The following is an 18,176-nucleotide window of genomic DNA, read 5'->3' as shown; positions in this document are numbered from 1 at the left end:
TGGCGACTTCGACTCTAGCTATGGCTGTGCCGGGTTTTGCCTATCGCTCAGTCACGACCGGGCAGCATGGCGCGCAGCACGCCATCGCGGCGTACATGGTGGTGCCACAGTGCGGCACCGGCGTGACCGAGGATCAGGGCGAACAGCAGGTACTGGGCGGTGACATGGAAGGTCTTGGCCAGTTCGCGGGCGCCATCGCTCAGCGGCAGCGGGGCGATCTCTACCAGCCAGAACAGGTTGACCGGGCGCTTGCCGAACAGCAGGCCGCTCAATGGCATCAACAGCAGCAGCGCGTACAGCAGGATGTGCCCGCTCTTGGCCATCAGGCGTTGCAGGCGAGCCTCATCGCCAAGCAGGTGCGGGGCACCATCGCGGGCACGTACCAGCAAACGCAGCACGGTCAGGGCGAGCACCAGCAGGCCGAGGGACTTGTGCAGGGTGAACACGCCACCGCCGCCGCCAAGGAAGCTGCCGAAGAAGTCGCTGCCATAGGGCAGGGCGATGATCAGCAGGATCAGGAGGGCGGTCAGCCAGTGCAGGGTGATCTGACGGGGAGTGAATCGGGAGGCGCTCACGGTAAGGTTTTCCTCAGGCTATTCGATGATAGGCCGGCATCTGTGTGCGGCTCTAGAACGGGTGTTTCAAAGGTCATGCAAGGGGCGAGGGTAGCCGATTGGCAGGTGCTTTGTCGGCGCTGGCGGCGTTGCAAGATATTTGCCGGCAGGTCTGAGGTGTCGATTGAGACGGGGCTGGAACGGGATGGCGACGCGGGAGAAAAGCTCGCGACAGGATGCCGCAGGACTTCCGACTTTAACGACGTGAAACGTGCCCGCCAAGGGTTATTCGTCGCTGCGACAAAAAAGCTTCATCGAGATGAAAAAGTCTTTTTCCTGTCATCTGGAATGGAGTATTAACGAAGACAGACCGCCGAACCCTGCAGCACAGGTGGCGTCCATTGGCCATCACCTTGCTTGCGCCTCTCAGCCGGTTCTGGGAGGTCGGCGGCCCTTCGCGACGGGCGGCATCTGCCCGTCGTCTGGCCTCTCGATAAGGTGACCGAGTATGGATGATCACGGACGCAACCGCTCCACCCAGCCCACCCTCTATGTCCTCGACACCAACGTCCTGATCCACGATCCCAACGCCCTGCTGAACTTCGAAGAGCACCACGTCGCCATCCCCATGACCGTGCTCGAGGAGCTGGATAACCTCAAGACCGGCAAGCACAGCGTCGCCGCCGAATGCCGCCAGGCGATCCGCCTGATCGACAAGGTGCTGGGCGAGGCGACCCCCGAGCAGGTCGAGCAAGGTGTGCCCATCCAGCGTGGCAAGAGCGGCCCGCAGGGTTTCCTGTCGATCCTCATGAGCAAGCGCGCGGAGCCGATCACCTGGCTGCCCGAGCACCTCAACGACAACAAGATCATCAACCAGCTGGTGGAGCTGCAGAGCCGACGCAGCGGCTCGCCGGTGGTGCTGGTCACCAAAGACATCAACATGCGCCTCAAGGCGCGCGCCTGCGGCATCGAATCCGAGGACTACCACACCGACCAGCTGGTGGATGACGTCAACCTGCTGTCGCAGGGTTATCACACCATGAGCGGCTCCTTCTGGGACCGCGTGAGCAAGGTCGAGACCCGCCAGGGCCATGGTCGTACCTGGCATCAGGTGCAGCTCACCGACAACCTGCCGGCAGTGCACGTCAACGAATTCATCATCGACGAGCAGGGCTTCGTCGGCTGGGTCAAAGGCATCGAAGGCAGCACCCTGACCATCCTCGACCTGCACCAGGAGCCGCTGATGCATCAGGAGGCCTGGGGCCTCAAGCCGCGGGACATCTACCAGTCGCTGGCGCTGTTCGCGCTGCTTGATCCGGACATCCACCTGGTCAACCTGTCCGGCGCCGCCGGTTCGGGCAAGACCATCCTGGCGCTGGCCGCAGCCATCGAGCAGACCATGGTCAGCAAGCGCTACCGACGCATCATCGCCACCCGCAGCGTGCAGGGCCTGGACGAGGACATCGGCTTCCTGCCCGGCACCGAAGCGGAAAAAATGGAGCCGTGGCTGGGCGCCATCACCGACAACCTGGAGGCCCTGCATTCGGATGACGAGAGCACCCACGGCAGCGTCGACTACATCCTGCAGAAGGTGCCGCTGCAGTTCAAATCGCTCAACTACATCCGCGGGCGCAGCTTCCAGCACAGCCTGATCCTCATCGACGAGTGCCAGAACCTCACCCCGCACCAGATGAAGACCATCATCACCCGCGCCGGCACCGGCTCGAAGGTGATCTGTCTGGGCAACCTGGCGCAGATCGACACGCCGTACCTGTCCGCCACCAGTTCCGGCCTGACCTACCTCACGGAGCGCTTCAAGGACTTCCCCCACGGCGTGCACATCACCCTGCAGGGTGTGCCGCGCTCGGTGCTGGCCGAGTACGCCGAAACCCATATGTAATCCTCTACCGCGCATTCCCTCTCCCCGCGGGGAGGGGGAAATGCAGCGCGCTCCCTGTGCCCGGCGTTACAATCGGCGCACCTCACCCGGAGCAAGACTGTGCTGACCCATCTCGATTCCCAAGGCCGCGCCAACATGGTCGACGTCACCGACAAAGCGGTGACCTCGCGCGAGGCCGTGGCCGAAGCCCTGGTGCGCATGCGCCCGGAAACCCTGGAACTGATCGTCGCCGGCGGCCACCCCAAGGGCGACGTGTTCGCCGTGGCCCGCATCGCCGGGATCCAGGCGGCGAAGAAAACCCATGAGTTGATCCCCCTGTGCCACCCGCTGCTGCTGACCAGCGTCAAGCTCGAGCTGAGCGCCGAAGGCCGCGACGCCGTGCGCATCCAGGCGCGCTGCAAACTGGCCGGGCAGACCGGTGTGGAGATGGAAGCACTGACCGCCGCCAGCGTCGCTGCGTTGACGATCTACGACATGTGCAAGGCGGTGGACCGCGGCATGATCATCGAGAACGTGCGCCTGCTGGAGAAGTCCGGCGGCAAGAGCGGCACGTTCAAGGCGGAGGACGCCTCGTGATCCGCGTGCAGTACTTCGCCCGCTACCGGGAAACCCTCGGCCTCGATGGCGAGCAGCTGCAGCGCGCCGCCCTCGGTACCCTCGACGAGCTGCGTCAGCACCTGCTCAGCCGTGGTGGCGTGTGGCAGGTGCTCGGCGAGTCGAACCTGATGTGTGCGCGCAACCAGGAGCTGTGCGCCCTGGACACCGAACTCAGCGACGGCGACGAGATCGCCTTCTTCCCCACCGTCACCGGAGGCTGAGGCGATGGCCGTGCGCGTGGCCACAGCGGCCTTCGATCCCGGTGCCGAGCTCAATGCCCTGCACGCGGCGCAGCTGGGCATCGGCGCGGTGGTCGGCTTCGTTGGCTACGTGCGTGATTTCAATGATGGTCAGGAGGTGTCCGGGATGTTTCTCGAACACTATCCGGGCATGACCGAGAAGGCGCTCGCCGCCATCGTCGCCGACGCCGAGCAGCGCTGGCCGCTGTTGCGCGTGGAGCTGGTGCACCGCGTCGGCGAGCTGCCGCCGGGCGAGCCGATCGTCTTTGTCGGCACCGCCAGCGCCCATCGCCAGGCCGCGTTCGATGCCTGCAACTTCATCATGGATTACCTGAAGACCCGCGCGCCGTTCTGGAAGAAGGAAACCACCTCAAGCGGCGAACGCTGGGTGGAAGGCCGCGGCAGCGACCAGGCCGCCGCCGAGCGCTGGCAGCAGGGCGAATCCTAGTTCACCGCTATCGAAACGGCTGCGCGTTGGCATAAACCCGTAGGGTGCGCCGCCCGTGCGGCCAGGCCTAGTGCAGGGTGATGTAGAGCTTCAGCGCGATCGGTGCGAGCACCACCAGGGTGCCAGCGCCGATCAGGCGAACCCCCCATTCCCGCTCGCGGTTGTTGAAGCCCACGCCCAGCAGCAGAAAACCGCCGACCAGCAGTGCCAGCATGACGAGGTAATGGTCCATGAGTCGTCTCCCGTGCCTGTCTATGCCTAACCCTAGTTGCTAGACGCCGTGGCCGGGATGATCTGGAGCAAGGCGGAGGCGATGCGCAGGCCGTGATGGCCTGCGCGGCGGGGGAATTACCAGGCGTAATCCACGGTGGCGTAGAGCGTGCGTTCCTGGCCGAACTGGCAGCCATTGAGGCTGAAGCAGGCAGCGACGTATTCCTTGTCGAACAGGTTGGTGGCGTTCAGCGAGAGCTTGAGGCCGTCCAGGTTGCTGTCCAGGTAGCGCAGGTCATAGCGCAGCAGGGCGTCGAACACGGTGTATGACGGCACCTTGAAGCTGTTGCTGCGGTCGCCGTAGGTGCTGCCGACGTAGCGCACGCCACCCCCGACGCCCAGCCCGGCTAGCGCGCCGCCCTGAACTTGGTAGTCGAGCCACAGCGAGGCGATGTGCTCGGGCACGCGGAATGGTCGGTTGCCCTTGATCGCGGGCTCGTTCGATTCGCTCACCTCGACGTCGTTCCAGGTGTAGCCAGCCAGCAGGTCGAGGCTTTGACCGATGCGGGTCTTGGCTTCCAGCTCGATGCCGCGCGAGCGTATTTCGCCTTCCTGGATGCTGCTGCCCGGGTTCTCCGGGTCCGGGGTGCTGACGTTCTCCTTGGTCAGCTCGAAGGCGGCGATGGTGTACAGGCTGTTGCCGCCCGGCGGCTCGTACTTCAGGCCGACTTCGTACTGCACGCCTTCCTCGGGTTCGAACACTTGATTGCCGGCAGTCCTGCCCACGGCGGGGAGGAAGGATTCGGAGTGGCTGAGGTACGGCGCCAGGCCGTTGTCGAACAGGTAGACCAGGCCGGCGCGACCGGAGAATTTCTCGTCGCGTTGCACCGGTTCCGAGGCCCAGGCGGCGGTGTTGTCGTTCTTCACCCAGTCGTAGCGCCCGCCGAGCAGCAGCACCCAGTGCTCGTCGAACTTGAGCTGGTCCTGCAGGTACAGGCCGGTCTGCTTGATGGTCTGCTCGTAGCCGCTCGCCGGCAGCTCGAAAAGGATCGGGTTGCCATTGCCATAGGACGGGTTGAACACGTCGATTGACGTGGCCAGGGCGTAGGCCTGCTGCTGTTCATAGTCGCCGTGGCTGTAGTCGAGGCCGGCCAGTACCGTGCGCGTCACCGGGCCGCTGGCGAACTGGGCCTGAACCTGATTGTCGACGGTGAACAGGTCGCCCGAGCCCTGGCGCAGTTCGGCGTAGCGGTCGGCATTGCGCAGGCTGGCGTCGGTCCAGCCGTTGAAGGCGATTTCCTTGCTGTCGTGGCGGTAGTGGCTGAAGCGCAGGTTCTGCCGCACGCTCCACACCTCGTCGAAACGGTGCTCGAAGGCGTAGCCGGCAGCGGTCTTCTCGTTGGTGGCGCGGTCGTAATCGGGTTCGCCGATGTAGAAGTCGCGGTCGATGTCGCCGTTCGGGTTGCTCAGCACCGTGCCCTGGGCTGGTACGCCGTTGGTGAAGTTGCCTTTCTGCAGCTGGTACTCGCCAAGCAGGGTCAGCTCGGTGGCGTCGGACGGGCGCCAGCTCAGGGCGGGCGCAATGTAGGTGCGCTCGTTCTCGACATGCTCGGTCTGGGCGTTGCTGTCACGCACCAGGCCGGTCAGACGGTAACTCCACTCGCCCTGATCATCCAGCGGGCCACCGAAGTCAAAGGCGGCGTGCTTGTAGTCGAAACTGCCGCCCTGCAGCTGGATGGCGTGCAGCGGCGTCTGTGGTGGGCGCTTGCTCACCAGGTTGACCTGGCCGCCTGGGTCGGCGGCGCCGTACAGCACCGAGCTGGCGCCGCGCAGCACTTCGATGCGCTCTATGCCGTAGGGCTCCGGGGCATCCCAGCCGAGATAGTCACTGAGGAAGGTGCGCATGCCGTCGCGCAGCATGCGCCCGGTGCCCTGCTGGAAGCCGCGCACGATCAGTGAGTCGGTGGCGAACTGCGGCCCGGAAATCTCGGCGGTAACGCCCGGCGTATAGCGCAGCGCCTGGGTCACGGTCTTGGCTTGTTGGGCTTCGATCTGCTGGCGGGTGACAACGGAGATCGAGCTGGGGGTTTCGATCAGCGGCGTATCGGTCTTGGTCGCGCTGGCGCTGCGTGTGGCGACGTAGCCATCGACCGGGCCCCAGGCGCTTTCCTGGTCGGCGCGGCCGGTAATGGCCACGTCCGGCAGCGCCAGCGCGCCGTTCTCGGCCGCGGCGCGCAGGCTGTAGCCGCCGTCGCTTTCCTCGACCGCCTGCAGGCCGCTGTTGCCGAGCAGCCGGGCGAAGCCCTGGGTCACGCTGTAATCGCCCTGCAGACCGGGGCTCTGCTTGCCGGCAGTGAGCTGGGCGTCGAACGACAGCACCACGCCGGCCTGGCCGGCGAAGCGACTGAGGGCGACGCCGAGCGGGCCTGCCGGGATGTCGTAGCGTTGTTCGCCAGCGGCGTGCACCGCCGAGCCTTCGACGAACAGCGGCGCCAGCAGCACGCCGTGTAGTGCCAGGCTGATGCCGAGCAGCGCCGTGGCCAGCGGATGGCGAGCATGGTTGGGTGACGTATGGCGAGTGAATGCCCCGTGGGTGTGCTTCATGCGGACTCCTGAAAAGTGCTGTGCAGACGGCTGGCTAACCGCGAATTTCTTGGCTTTTGCAGGGAGTCGTACGAGCGCCTGGAAACCGACAAGGGTGAAGCGAAAATTTTTTCATCGGCGGCGTACACGTCGCATGGGGTCGGTGGCGCCTGGGCGGTGCAAACGGGTGAAGCGCACTGCCACACCGAAAACCGTCCGGCACGCGCCGGATTCAGCTGCGCGGCACCAGGCGCACCCAGTAGCGCGTGCGGCTGACCACCTCGACCGGCACCGCGCGGGCGATGGCGGCCAGGGCGCGGTCGGTGTCATCCAGTGGATAGGCGCCGGACAGGCGCAGGCCGGCAACGCTGGGGTCGCAACCGAGCAGGCCGGGGCGATAGCGGCCGAGTTCGGCGAGCAACTGGTCGAGGCGCCAGTCGCTGATCACCAGGCGGCCCTGGGCCCATTCGCTGCGCAGCGGGTCGGCAGGTTGCGGGTGGGGCGTGGCGTGGCCGTCGAAATGCAGCGTCTGCCCGGCCCGGACGATGACGTCGTCAGCGCCTGAAAGGCCGCGCACTGCGACGGCGTGTTCAAGCACGCTGACTTCGCTGCTGGCGGCGTGCTGGCGCACGATGAAGCGTGTGCCGAGGGCGCGGATCGTGCCCTGGCGGGTTTGCACGATGAAGGGGCGGGCGCTGTCCTTGGCGGTTTCGATGAGGATTTCGCCGCTGCGCAGTTCGACCAGGCGGCGCTGGCCGTCGAAGCGGATATCCACCGAACTGGCGGTGTTCAGGGTCAGCCGGCTGCCGTCTGCCAAGTCGACACGCCGGCGTTCGCCGGTGGCGGTACGGTAATCGGCCAGCCATTCGCCGAGCGGCAGGCTGTCGCGCGCGGTCCAGGCCAGGCCGCCCGCGCCGGCGACCACGAACAGGCCCTTGAGCACGTTGCGCCGGTGCAGTGGCGTGCTGCTGCGGGCGTTGTCCAGGGTGCTGTAAGCCAGGGCGCCGGGCACGCTGCGCAGTTGCACGCGCAGTGCCTCGACCCGTTGCCAGGCCCACTGGTTCAGCGGCTGCGCATGCCAGTCGCGCCAGGCGCGATGGTCCGCCTCGCCGGCCTGCTCGCTGCCGAGCACGGCGTGCCAGTGGGCGGCCATTTTCAAGGCGGCGCGCTGCGCGTGCGCTTCACTGCCGCTCACAGCTGTGCATCCAGGGCGAACAGCAGGCAGCGCTCGGTGGCCTTGGCGATGTACTTGGTCACCGAGCTGACCGATACCCCCAGGCGCGTGGCGATCTCGCTGTAGCCGAGGCCTTCCAGTTGTGACAGCAGGAAGGCCTGCTTGGCCTTGCTGCCGAGGCCGTCGAGCATCGCGTCCAGGGCCAGCAGGGTTTCCAGGATCAGCAGGCGTTCTTCCGGGGAGATCTGTTCGGCCTGCGGCTGGTGGCTGAGCGCTTCGAGGTAGGCCTGTTCCAGGCTACGCCGGCGCAAGTGGTCGACCATCACCCGCTTGGCGATGGTCACCAGAAAATGCCGCGGCTCGCGCAGCTCGCTCGGCAGGCGCGTGGCCCGCTCGGCCAGGAGCAGGCGCATGAAGGTGTCCTGGGCCATGTCCGCGGCATGCGCCGAGCAGCCGATGCGCCGCCGCAGCCAACCGGTCAGCCAGCCGTGGTGGTCGCTATAGAGCCGAACAACTTCACCTGCCATCCGCCTGCCGCCCAAGAGTTGTGAGTGTGCGGATGGTAGTTCTTCTCAAATGAGAATTTCCAGCGTCATGCGCGGTGGCCGCTCAGCGGCGCAGAGCCGGGAGAAACCTCAACAGCGCTGCCGGCAGGCGCGTGCGCAGGCCGTCGCTGAGGGCGTCGCGGCGTTTCTGGTAGAGCAGGCCGAGGCCGATCACGCCCAGGCCGATCAGGGTCAGCACGACGGGGAACAGCAGCGAGTCCTCGAATACCTCGTACGACAGGTAGCCCAAGTAGCCGGCCACGCCCAGCGCGCCGAAGACCATGAACAGCGGGCGGCGCAGCAGCACGGCGATGGCCATCAGGCCGAGGTTGATCAGGCAGTACAGCGCCTTGCCCCATTCGCTGCCGCTGTCGGACAGGCTCAATCCGCCCCAGAACGCCAGCAGCCCGGCCAGGTAGCCCCAGAAGGCGTAATCCTTGCGCGTGCGGCCGTCGACCACGAAGCACACCAGCAGCAGGCCGAAGCCGAACCACAGCGACACATCGCGGCGCTGTTCCCAGCTGAAAGCCTCGCCGTGAAACAGTTCGCTGAGGTCCATGGACATGAACCACAACGCCACGGCCATCGGCATGACGATGAACGGAAACGGCAGCAGGCGCAGCATCAGCAGGCCGGCAAGCACCGTGGCGGCTTCCATCGCCAGCCAGCCGCCCTGCACGTAGACGTAGTAATCGTGGTAGTCGACCTGGCCATCGTCCATGGGCCAGACGCCGGCGAGGCGTTCGATTGCGAATACCGCCAGCGGCGTCAGGCTTACCGCCACCGCGCCGAGCAGGCCGCCGGGGATCTGCTGGCCGCGGCGCCACAGGCTCAGACCGCAGGCGGTGAACAGGCCGATGTAGGCGAGGGCGATCAGCAGCAGGGCGATGTCGCCGACGTTCATCCAGGCTTCGGTGAGCAGCCAGCCCATGGCGCCCATGATCAGCACGGCGCCGAAGTAGTAGGCGACGTGGGCCAGCTGGAAGCTGGCGTGCTGCTCCGGTTGCTGGCGCAGGAAGGCCAGCAGGGCCTGGTCCTGGCCGGGGTTGAGCACGCCGGCGCTAACGGCGCGGGTGAGGTCGTGGGCGTCGAGCTTGAGGGTCATGCAGGCTTCCTTTCTGCAGCAGGCGATGGGGTCAGATGGCGCCGCTGGCACGCAGCGCGGTGATCTGCTCGGCACTGTAGCCGAGGCGGCGGAGCACCTGGTCGTTGTGTTCGCCGAGTTGCGGACCGGTCCACTCCACGCTGCCCGGTGTGTCGCTCAGCTTGGGCACGATACCGGGCATCTTGAACGGCTTGCCGTCCGGCAATTTGGCCGCGAGGAACATCTCGCGGGCCAGGTATTGCGGGTCGGCGAACATGTCTTCGGCGGAGTAGATACGGCTGGCCGGCACCTCGGCGCCGACCAGCACCGCTTCGACCTCGGCCAGCGGCAGGTTGGCGGCCCAGCGGTCGATGATGCCGTACAGCTCGTCGCGCCGTGCATCGCGGCCGGCGTTGTCGGCCAGGTCCGGCGCATCGGCCAGGTCGTCGCGGCCAATGGCGCGCATGAAGCGCTGGAAGATTGCGTCGCCATTGGCGCCGATCTGGATGTGCTTGCCGTCGGCGCAGGTGTGGATGGAGGAGGGCGTGATGCCGGGCATGATGTTGCCGCTGCGCTCACGGATGAAGCCGAACACATCGAACTCCGGAACCATGCTCTCCATCATGGCGAAGATCGCCTCGTACAGCGCCACGTCGACCACCTGGCCCTGGCCGCCATTCACCTCGCGGTGGCGCAGCGCCATCAGGGCGCCGATCACGCCCCACAGCGCGGCGATGGAGTCGCCAATGGAGATGCCGGTGCGCACCGGCGGGCGGTCCTCGAACCCGGTGATGTAGCGCAGCCCGCCCATCGACTCGCCGACCGCGCCGAAGCCCGGCTGGTCCTTCAGCGGCCCGCTCTGACCGAAGCCGGACAGGCGCACCATCACCAGCTTGGGGTTGAGTGCGTGCAGCACGTCCCAGCCCAGGCCGAGCTTCTCCAGGACGCCGGGGCGGAAGTTCTCGATCAGGATGTCCGCATCAGCCAGCAGTTGCTTGAGCACCGCGCGGCCATCCTCGTGCTTGAGGTTGAGGGTGATCGACTGCTTGTTGCGCGCCTGCACGAACCACCACAGCGACGTGCCCTCGTACAGCTTGCGCCACTTGCGCAGCGGGTCACCGCCATCGGGCGACTCGACCTTGATCACCTCGGCACCGAACTCGGCGCAGATGCGCGAGGCGAACGGGCCGGCGATCAGGGTGCCGAGCTCGACCACTTTCAGGCCGGCGAGGGGTTTGCTGGGTGTCATCGAGGGTTCCTGTGGGTAGGTCAGGCGCTAAGCCTATGCGATTGCGCCAGGCCTGGGGAGAACGCGGTGTCGCCTGGCGGGCGTTCTGCGCTTAAATCGACACCTCTCTGCACCGATCGTTAGCAAAGGAGCACAACGCAAGTGAAAGCCTGGATCGTCCCGCGTCTGCAGGTATTGCTCGGCATTGCCGCGTTGATGGTGGCGCTGCAGGTGGTCAACAGCCTCAGCGGCGCGGCGCTGAATGCCTGGGGCGTGTTGCCGCGCAGCGTGGGCAGCCTGCCGGGGATTGTCGCTGCGCCCTGGCTGCATGCCGGTTGGCTGCACCTGTGGGGCAACCTGCCGGGGTTGCTGGTGCTGGGCTGGTTGGTGAGCCTGGTGTCGTTGCGTCATTTCATCCAGGCCAGTGCGTTCATCATCCTCGGCAGCGGATTGCTGGTCTGGTTGCTGGCGCGGCCGGGCATGCACCTGGGGGCCAGCGGCTGGCTGTTCGGTCTGTGGGCGTTGTTGCTGGCCCAGGCCTGGTTCCAGCGTAGCCTGGGCAGCCTGCTGATCGCACTGCTGGTGCTGATCTATTACGGCGGCTGGTGGTTCGGCCTGTTGCCGAGCCAGGGCATTTCCTTCGAGTACCACCTGTTCGGGGCGCTGTGCGGGGTGCTGTATGCGGCGTTCAGTCGACCGCGCCAGGTGCCTTCGCAGGCCTGATTTCCTGAGCCTTGCGTCAGGAACGCCGCCGGTCGTCGGGTATTAGCCGGGCCGACTGGGTGCGGGCGATTCGACGCGCGGCGCTCTGGCTCGGCGTTTGTCGCTTGGCGTCAGGCTTCTGGCGCCTTAAAGTGTCGGCCACTTCACATTTTCATCCCGCTTCGAAGCCGCCGACAGTGAACCGACCTTCTCCAGCACCGCTCTCTCCTTCATGAGCCTGAATATTCCGACCCTGGTGCTGGTCGACATCTACATCCTCACCCTGCTGGGTATTCTCATGCTGCATGCCTGGCGGCATGGGCGGCGGGAATCGACGCTTGGCTACATGGCGGCGATGCTGCTGCTCGGCACCTTCTCCGCGGTGCTCGGCAGCCTGCGTGGCATGGGCATCGACTTCGTGCCGATCATCATCGGCAACGTCGTGCTGCTGCTCTGCGGGGCGATGAACTGGACCGCCATGCGCGTGTTCGCCGGCCGCCGCCCGCACCTGCCAGGCATCGCTGCCGGCAGCGCGATCTGGCTGCTGGCCTGCCTGCTTCCGGCCTTCTACGAGTCGCTGCCGGCGCGGATTCTGCTCAGCTCGCTGCTCACCGCGGCGTACACCGCACTCGCTGCGTTCGAGCTGTGGCGCAACCGTCAGTTGCTGGCGGTGTCGATTCGTCCAGCGCTGGTGTTGATGCTGGTGCACACCGCGTTCTACGCGGGGCGCGTGCTGTTCGACCGGGGCGAGCCGTTCCAGAGCGTGCTCGACGGCGAGAGCAGCAGCTTCTTCGCCCTGCTGATCTTCGAGACGCTGCTTTACGCCACCGGCATCGCCTTCGTCACCCTGGCCATGGTCAAGGAACGCGCCGAGCTGCAGTACAAGTCGGCGGCCTTCAGCGACCCGTTGACCGGCATCGGCAACCGCCGTGCGTTCATCGCTTCCGGCGAGCAACTGCTCAACCGCTGCCGCGCCCACGGCGAGCCGGTGTCGCTGCTGGTCTGCGACCTGGACTATTTCAAACGCCTCAACGACTCCTTCGGCCACGCCACCGGCGACGAGGTGCTGGTCGATTTCAGCCGCATCATCGCCGCCAGCATGCGCAAGCAGGACGTGTTCGGCCGTCTCGGCGGCGAGGAGTTCGCCTGCGTGCTGGAGAATGCCGACCCGACCACCGCGGTACGGGTGGCCGAGCGCATTCGTCAGGCCTTCGCCGAGCTGCCGTTCCAGCAGCCGGACAGCCTTAGCGTCAGTATCGGCGTGGCGACCACCCGTCCGACCGATGCCGACCTGTTCGGCCTGATGTCGCGGGCGGACAAGGCGCTCTACGTGGCCAAGGCCAAGGGTCGCAACCGCGTCGAACTGGCTGCCTGATGCGGCGGGCGCGGCGTGGCGAGCACCCTGTAAGGGTGGTTTCGGAGTAGACTTGCCGCCTTTCCGGACAGCCAAGAAGCCCGCCCATGGCCCTGCAAGCCACGCCTTACAAAGTCGACCTCAACCTCACCGACATCGACCGCAGCATCTACGAGAACCTGCGTTTCACCGTCGCCAAGCACCCGTCGGAAACCGAGGAACGCCTGGCCGTGCGCCTGATCGCCTACGCCCTCTGGTACCACGCGCAACTGGCCTTCGGCCGTGGCCTGTCGGATATCGACGAGCCGGCGCTGTGGGAGAAGAGCCTGGACGACCGTGTGCTGCACTGGATCGAAGTCGGCCAGCCGGATGCCGAGCGCATCACCTGGTGCTCGCGACGCACCGAGAAGTTCAGCCTGGTGGCCTATGGCAGCCTGCGCGTGTGGCAGACCAAGGTGCTCGACAGTGTGCGCAACCTGAAGAACATCAACGTCGTTGGCGTGCAGCAGGAAGCCCTGGAAAACCTCGCCCGCGACCTGCCGCGCTCGATCAGCTGGAGCGTGATGATCAGCGACGGCGAACTGTTCGTCACCGACGAGCGCGGCCAGCATGAAATTCCCCTGGAGTGGCTGGCTGGCGAGCGCTGATCGGTTACCGCCGGTGTTGCCCGATGTGGTCATCACCGGCGCTGATGAAGATTGACCCGCTGTGCCAGCCTGCGCAGGCTGCTGGTTTTCACCAGATGGAGAACCGCATGTCGACCCTCAATCCAAGCCGCGAACAGCTGGACGAATTTGCCCGGAGCATGCCGGCCGATGAACCGATCCTCATGCTCAACCTGTTGCGCTATCAGGAGCAGGCGCGTTACCCGCAAGGCAGTGAGCACGAGGCCTGCAGTGGCCGCAAGGCGTACGCCCGTTACAGTCGCACGGCTCTGGCCAAGGTGCAGAGCGTGGGCGGCAGGGTGGAGGTCCTGGCCCAGGCGCGCGTGGCGCTGATCGCTCCGCCCGGCGAACACTGGGATGAGGTGCTGCTGGTGCGTTACCCGAGCAGGGATGCGTTTTTGCGCATGCTCGCCGATGCTGAGTACCAGGCGGCCACCGTGCACCGCACCGCGGCGCTGGCTGACTCGCGGTTGATCGGGTGTGTCGCGCCCTAGCGGCATTCGCCGGGCGCGAAGCGTCCCACGAAGGCTTCCCAGGCAAAGCGCGGCAGGCATTATTGAAGTTGGTTGAGAGTTGATCGTTCCCAGGCTCCGCGTGGGAACGCCGCCCGGACGCTCCGCGTACAGCCCAGGTATGCCGGGGCACGGAGCGTCCCTGTAAGGGTTCCACGCCATGCGTAGGAGCCATCATTCACGCGGGTTCACCCGCTCTACATGGTTTTTTCATGCGCATCGATCCCCGCCCACTGCCCGCCACGCTGCCTGACTTGGGCAACCTGCCGCCTCTGCTGACGCGCCTGTATGCCGCTCGCGGCGTGCTGTCCGAGGCCGAGCTGGACAAGAGCCTGGCGCGGTTGATCCCTTATCAGCAACTGAGCGGCATCGACGCCGCCGTCGAGCTGCTGGTGCAGGCCGTGGATCAGCGCCAGCGCATTCTCATCGTCGGCGACTTCGATGCCGACGGCGCCACCGCCAGCACCGTCGGCGTGCTCGGCCTGCGCATGCTCGGTGCGGCGCATGTCGACTACCTGGTGCCCAATCGTTTCGAGTACGGCTACGGCCTGACCCCGGAGATCGTCGCCGTGGCGCTGACGCGCACGCCCGACCTGCTGCTGACCGTGGACAACGGTATCTCCAGCGTCGACGGCGTGGCGGCGGCCAAGGCGGCGGGGCTCAAAGTGCTGGTTACCGATCACCACCTGCCGGGGCCGGAGCTGCCGGCGGCGGACGCCATCGTCAACCCCAACCAACCCGGCTGCGGCTTCCCGAGCAAGGCGCTGGCCGGCGTCGGGGTGATGTTCTACGTGCTGTTGGCCCTGCGCGCCCGACTGCGTGAGCTGGGCCGCTTCGCCGAGCCGACAGCAAACGGGCCAAGCCAGACCGGTCCGAACCTCGGTGAGCTACTCGATCTGGTGGCGCTGGGCAGCGTCGCCGACGTGGTGCCGCTGGACGCCAACAACCGCATCCTCGTCCACCAGGGCCTGGCACGCATCCGTGCCGGGCGGGCACGCGCCGGTCTGCGGGCGATCCTCGAGGTTGCCGGGCGTCAGCATGGGCGCATCACCTCCACCGACCTCGGTTTCATTCTCGGCCCGCGCCTGAATGCGGCGGGGCGCCTGGACGACATGAGCCTGGGCATCGAGTGCCTGCTGTGCGACGACGAGGCGCTGGCGCGCGACATGGCCCAGCAGCTCGACGAGCTGAACAAGGACCGCAAGAGCATCGAGCAGGGCATGCAGCGCGAGGCGCTGGCCCAGCTCAAGGACCTGCGTGTCGAGGATATGCCGTTCGGCCTGTGCCTGTTCGAACCGGACTGGCACCAGGGCGTGATCGGCATCCTCGCCTCGCGTCTGAAGGAGCGTTACCACCGCCCGGCCATCGCCTTTGCCGATGCCGGCGAGGGGCTGCTCAAGGGCTCGGCGCGCTCGGTACCGGGGCTGCACATTCGTGATGCGCTGGACGCTGTGGCGGCCAAGCATCCGGGGCTGATCAGCAAGTTCGGCGGGCATGCCATGGCCGCCGGCCTGTCACTGCCGCAGGAAAACTACGGCGCGTTTGCCGCGGCCTTCGATGCCGAAGTGCGCCGTCAGCTGAGCGAAGAGGACCTCACCGAGCGCCTGCTGTCGGACGGCCAGTTGGGTGTCGAGGAGTTCCACCTGGAACTGGCCAAGGCGCTGCGCCATGCCGGGCCCTGGGGTCAGCACTTTCCCGAGCCGCTGTTCCACGGCGTGTTCCAGATCGTCAGCCAGCGCCTGGTCGGCGAAAAGCACCTGAAGCTGGTGCTGAAGACCGAGTGCGGCGGGCAGACCCTGGATGGCATCGCGTTCAACATCGACCGCGACCTGTGGCCGAACCCGACGCTGCGTTGGGTCGAGCTGGCCTACAAACTCGACGTCAACGAGTACCAGGGCCGCGAGAGCGTGCAGCTGATGGTCGCGCACATCGCCCCGCGCTGAGAGCACGGGGCCGTTGCGTCGGGATCAGCCCGCGACCTTGTAGCGCGCGGCGGCTTCGTTGCGTGACATGTTCGGGCCGAGTTTGGTGCGCGCCTCGACCACGGCGGCCCAGTCGGCAGCCTCGGGCAGCGAGGGGATGGTCACCAGTTCGCCCTGGTCGAAACCGGCCAGCGCGGCGTCGACCATCTCGCCCGCTTCCATGATCATGCGCGGGTCCAGGTGGGCGGCATCGATGCCCGAGCGCTCCCAGATTTCCGTGCGGGTGATGCCTGGCAGCACGGCTTGCACGCGTACGCCTTTGCCGGCTACTTCGTGGTTGAGGGTCTGCGTCAGGCTCAGCACGTAGGCTTTCGAGGCGCTGTAGACGGCGTTGAACATTTCCGGAATCAGCGCCACCACCGAGGCCAGGTTGATGATCGCGCCGCGCCCGGCCTTGCCGAACGCCGCAGCGGCCACCGATGACAGGTGGGTGAGGGCGACCACGTTGAGCTGGATCAGCGCATCGACCGCATCCGGGTCGGCGTCGCTCAGCGCGCCGTTCTGCGCCACGCCGGCGTTGTTCACCAGCAGGCTGATCGACGCGTCGCTGGCCAGGCGCTGTTCCACGGCGCGCAGGTCGGCGCGCTGGGTCAGGTCGGCCTTGAGGATGTCCACCTGCACGCCGTGGGCGTCGCGCAGTTGCGCGGCCAGTTGTTCCAGGCGCTGCTGGTCGCGGGCCACCAGCAGCAGGTCGTAACCGCGGCGGGCGAGGCGTTCGGCATAGGTGGCGCCGATGCCGGAAGAGGCGCCGGTGATGAGGGCTGTGCCGAGGGTGCTGGACGAGGTCATGGGTGTTTCTCCGGGTAGCTGGGTTATATTCAGGTTGTAATTCATTTTTAGATTACACCTGTAATTTTTCTCGGCAAGCCGGGCCACGATTGTTTTTCTGCGCGGTGTCGCAAGGTTTTTTCTATCGCCGGACGGCGCAGGGAGGGCCGGCCCCGCACGGGGCCGGCGTGGGCTCAGTGCTTGAACATCACATGGCGGATCGCCGTGTAGTCCTCCAGGCCATACATGGACATGTCCTTGCCGTAGCCCGACAGCTTCACGCCGCCGTGGGGCATTTCGCTGACCAGCATGAAGTGCGTGTTGACCCAGGTGCAGCCGTACTGCAGCCGCGCGCAGAGGCGGTGGGCACGGCCAACGTCGTTGGTCCACAGCGAGGAGGCCAGGCCGTAGTCGGAGTCGTTGGCCCACTCCAGCACCTGGGCTTCATCGTTGAACTGGGTGACCGAGACCACCGGGCCGAACACCTCGCGGCGTACGATTTCGTCGTCCTGCTGGGCGCCGGCCAGCACGGTCGGCTGGTAGAAGAAGCCGGGGCCGTCGACGGCCTTGCCGCCGGTGACCACCTCGATGTGCGGGATGCCCCGCGCTCGCTCGACGAAGGCGCTGACCCGGTCGCGGTGGGCGGCGCTGATCAGCGGGCCGAGCTCGGTGCCTTCCTCGTCCTGCAGGCCGTACTTGATGCTGCTCACCGCCTCGCCGAGCTTCTTCACGAACTGCTCGTAGATGCCCTTTTGCGCATAGATGCGGCAGGCGGCGGTGCAGTCCTGGCCGGCGTTGTAGAAGCCGAAGGTGCGGATGCCCTCCACGGCGGCGTCGATGTCGGCGTCGTCGAAGATGATCACCGGCGCCTTGCCGCCCAGTTCCATGTGCATGCGTTTCACGCTGTCGGCGGTGCTGCTGATGATGTTCGCGCCAGTGGCGATCGAGCCGGTCAGCGAGACCATGCGCACCTTGGGATGCGTGGTCAGGGTCTGGCCGACGCTGCTGCCGCGGCCGAAGACGATGTTGACCACGCCGGCGGGGAAGATACCGGTGAACAGCTCGGCCAGCTTCAGCGCGGTCAGCGGCGTCTGCTCCGACGGCTTGAGCACCACGCAGTTGCCGGCGGCCAGGGCCGGGGCGAGTTTCCACGCGGCCATCATCAGCGGGTAGTTCCACGGCGCGATGGAGGCGACCACGCCAATCGGGTCGCGGCGGATCATCGAGGTGTGGCCGGGCAGGTATTCGCCTGCGGCCGAACCGGACAGGCAGCGGCTGGCCCCGGCGAAGAAGCGGAACACGTCGGCGACCGCCGGCAGTTCGTCGTTCAGCGCGGCGCTGTAAGGCTTGCCGCAGTTGTCCGACTCCAGGCGGGCGAGCTCTTCGGCATGGGCGTCGATGGCGTCGGCGACCTGCAGCAGCAGGGTGGCGCGGTCCTTCGGCGCGGTCTGCGACCACTCGCCGAAGGCGGCGTCGGCGGCACGCACGGCGGCGTCGACCTGGGCTTCGCTGGCCTCGGCGATTTCCACCAGCGTGCTACCCAGCGAGGGATTGAGCACGGCTTGTGCGGGGCCTTCGCCAGCGATCAGCTGGCCATTGATCAGCAGTTTGGTTTGCATCGCTTGAACCTC

Annotated in this window: 18 protein-coding genes; 9 read left to right on the top strand and 9 right to left on the bottom strand. The window is 66.5% G+C overall.

All coding sequences use genetic code 11. The features are described 5' to 3' along the window. Positions 1-47 precede the first annotated feature (47 nt). Positions 48-575 (bottom strand): cytochrome b, encoded by a 528-nt coding sequence (locus IB229_RS19105; protein WP_192331478.1) that lies wholly within the window; start codon positions 573-575, stop codon positions 48-50. Positions 576-1,062: 487 nt separating this feature from the next. On the opposite strand from IB229_RS19105, the gene IB229_RS19100 reads away from it, so the two are divergent. The 4 genes from IB229_RS19100 (at position 1,063) to moaE (ending at position 3,738) form a co-directional block, all read left to right on the top strand. Continuing rightward, a complete protein-coding gene (locus IB229_RS19100) occupies positions 1,063-2,454 on the top strand; it encodes a PhoH family protein (protein WP_192331477.1) in 1,392 nt (463 codons plus the stop codon). Positions 2,455-2,553: 99 nt separating this feature from the next. After that, positions 2,554-3,030, top strand: a complete 477-nt coding sequence (moaC, locus tag IB229_RS19095; RefSeq protein ID WP_192331476.1) for a cyclic pyranopterin monophosphate synthase MoaC — start codon at positions 2,554-2,556, stop codon at positions 3,028-3,030. Then, the gene (locus IB229_RS19090; RefSeq protein WP_192331475.1) at positions 3,027-3,272 is read left to right on the top strand and encodes a MoaD/ThiS family protein; all 246 of its coding nucleotides are present in this window, start codon (positions 3,027-3,029) and stop codon (positions 3,270-3,272) included. The genes moaC and IB229_RS19090 overlap by 4 nt, the downstream gene beginning before the upstream one ends. 4 nt (positions 3,273-3,276) lie before the next feature. Further along, positions 3,277-3,738 (top strand): molybdopterin synthase catalytic subunit MoaE, encoded by a 462-nt coding sequence (gene moaE / locus IB229_RS19085; RefSeq protein ID WP_192331474.1) that lies wholly within the window; start codon positions 3,277-3,279, stop codon positions 3,736-3,738. Between the two features lie 67 nt (positions 3,739-3,805). Here moaE and IB229_RS19080 read toward each other — a convergent pair whose 3' ends face one another. From IB229_RS19080 to IB229_RS19055, 6 genes are all read right to left on the bottom strand, one after another. Further along, complete coding sequence (locus IB229_RS19080) at positions 3,806-3,970, bottom strand: hypothetical protein (protein ID WP_192331473.1); 165 nt, start codon at positions 3,968-3,970, stop codon at positions 3,806-3,808. 116 nt (positions 3,971-4,086) lie between these two features. Further along, positions 4,087-6,552 carry a TonB-dependent siderophore receptor gene (locus IB229_RS19075; protein ID WP_192331472.1) on the bottom strand — a complete coding sequence of 822 codons (2,466 nt, stop codon included), beginning with the start codon at positions 6,550-6,552 and terminating at the stop codon, positions 4,087-4,089. 211 nt (positions 6,553-6,763) lie between these two features. After that, entirely contained in the window at positions 6,764-7,726 is a 963-nt protein-coding gene (locus tag IB229_RS19070; RefSeq protein ID WP_318652121.1) for a FecR domain-containing protein, read from the bottom strand. Next, positions 7,723-8,232: a sigma-70 family RNA polymerase sigma factor gene (locus tag IB229_RS19065; RefSeq protein ID WP_192331471.1), complete on the bottom strand. Its 510-nt coding sequence runs from the start codon at positions 8,230-8,232 to the stop codon at positions 7,723-7,725. The genes IB229_RS19070 and IB229_RS19065 overlap by 4 nt, the downstream gene beginning before the upstream one ends. A gap of 82 nt (positions 8,233-8,314) precedes the next feature. Continuing rightward, entirely contained in the window at positions 8,315-9,355 is a 1,041-nt protein-coding gene (locus IB229_RS19060) for a DUF2157 domain-containing protein (protein ID WP_192331470.1), read from the bottom strand. A 31-nt stretch (positions 9,356-9,386) separates the two neighbouring features. After that, the gene (locus IB229_RS19055) at positions 9,387-10,583 is read right to left on the bottom strand and encodes a CaiB/BaiF CoA transferase family protein (protein WP_192331469.1); all 1,197 of its coding nucleotides are present in this window, start codon (positions 10,581-10,583) and stop codon (positions 9,387-9,389) included. A 141-nt stretch (positions 10,584-10,724) separates the two neighbouring features. Between IB229_RS19055 and IB229_RS19050 the strand changes: the two genes are divergently transcribed. The 5 genes from IB229_RS19050 (at position 10,725) to recJ (ending at position 15,738) form a co-directional block, all read left to right on the top strand. Further along, complete coding sequence (locus IB229_RS19050) at positions 10,725-11,285, top strand: rhomboid family intramembrane serine protease (RefSeq protein WP_412547799.1); 561 nt, start codon at positions 10,725-10,727, stop codon at positions 11,283-11,285. Between the two features lie 211 nt (positions 11,286-11,496). Continuing rightward, a complete protein-coding gene (locus IB229_RS19045) occupies positions 11,497-12,639 on the top strand; it encodes a GGDEF domain-containing protein (RefSeq protein ID WP_192331468.1) in 1,143 nt (380 codons plus the stop codon). Positions 12,640-12,725: 86 nt separating this feature from the next. Next, positions 12,726-13,265, top strand: coding sequence for a YaeQ family protein (locus tag IB229_RS19040; RefSeq protein ID WP_192331467.1), 540 nt, complete (start codon positions 12,726-12,728; stop codon positions 13,263-13,265). Positions 13,266-13,372: 107 nt separating this feature from the next. Further along, positions 13,373-13,777, top strand: coding sequence for a DUF1330 domain-containing protein (locus IB229_RS19035; RefSeq protein ID WP_192331623.1), 405 nt, complete (start codon positions 13,373-13,375; stop codon positions 13,775-13,777). Between the two features lie 230 nt (positions 13,778-14,007). Next, positions 14,008-15,738, top strand: coding sequence for a single-stranded-DNA-specific exonuclease RecJ (recJ, locus tag IB229_RS19030; RefSeq protein ID WP_192331466.1), 1,731 nt, complete (start codon positions 14,008-14,010; stop codon positions 15,736-15,738). Between the two features lie 24 nt (positions 15,739-15,762). Here the strand turns inward: recJ and IB229_RS19025 are convergent, their stop codons facing one another. Then, entirely contained in the window at positions 15,763-16,566 is an 804-nt protein-coding gene (locus tag IB229_RS19025) for an SDR family NAD(P)-dependent oxidoreductase (RefSeq protein WP_192331465.1), read from the bottom strand. A 173-nt stretch (positions 16,567-16,739) separates the two neighbouring features. Further along, a complete protein-coding gene (locus IB229_RS19020) occupies positions 16,740-18,164 on the bottom strand; it encodes a gamma-aminobutyraldehyde dehydrogenase (RefSeq protein ID WP_192331464.1) in 1,425 nt (474 codons plus the stop codon). Positions 18,165-18,176 lie beyond the last annotated feature (12 nt).

The organism is Pseudomonas sp. PDM14, from assembly GCF_014851905.1.
In the GTDB taxonomy this organism is placed as follows: domain Bacteria; phylum Pseudomonadota; class Gammaproteobacteria; order Pseudomonadales; family Pseudomonadaceae; genus Aquipseudomonas.
This window is presented reverse-complemented; position numbering and strand designations above follow the sequence as displayed.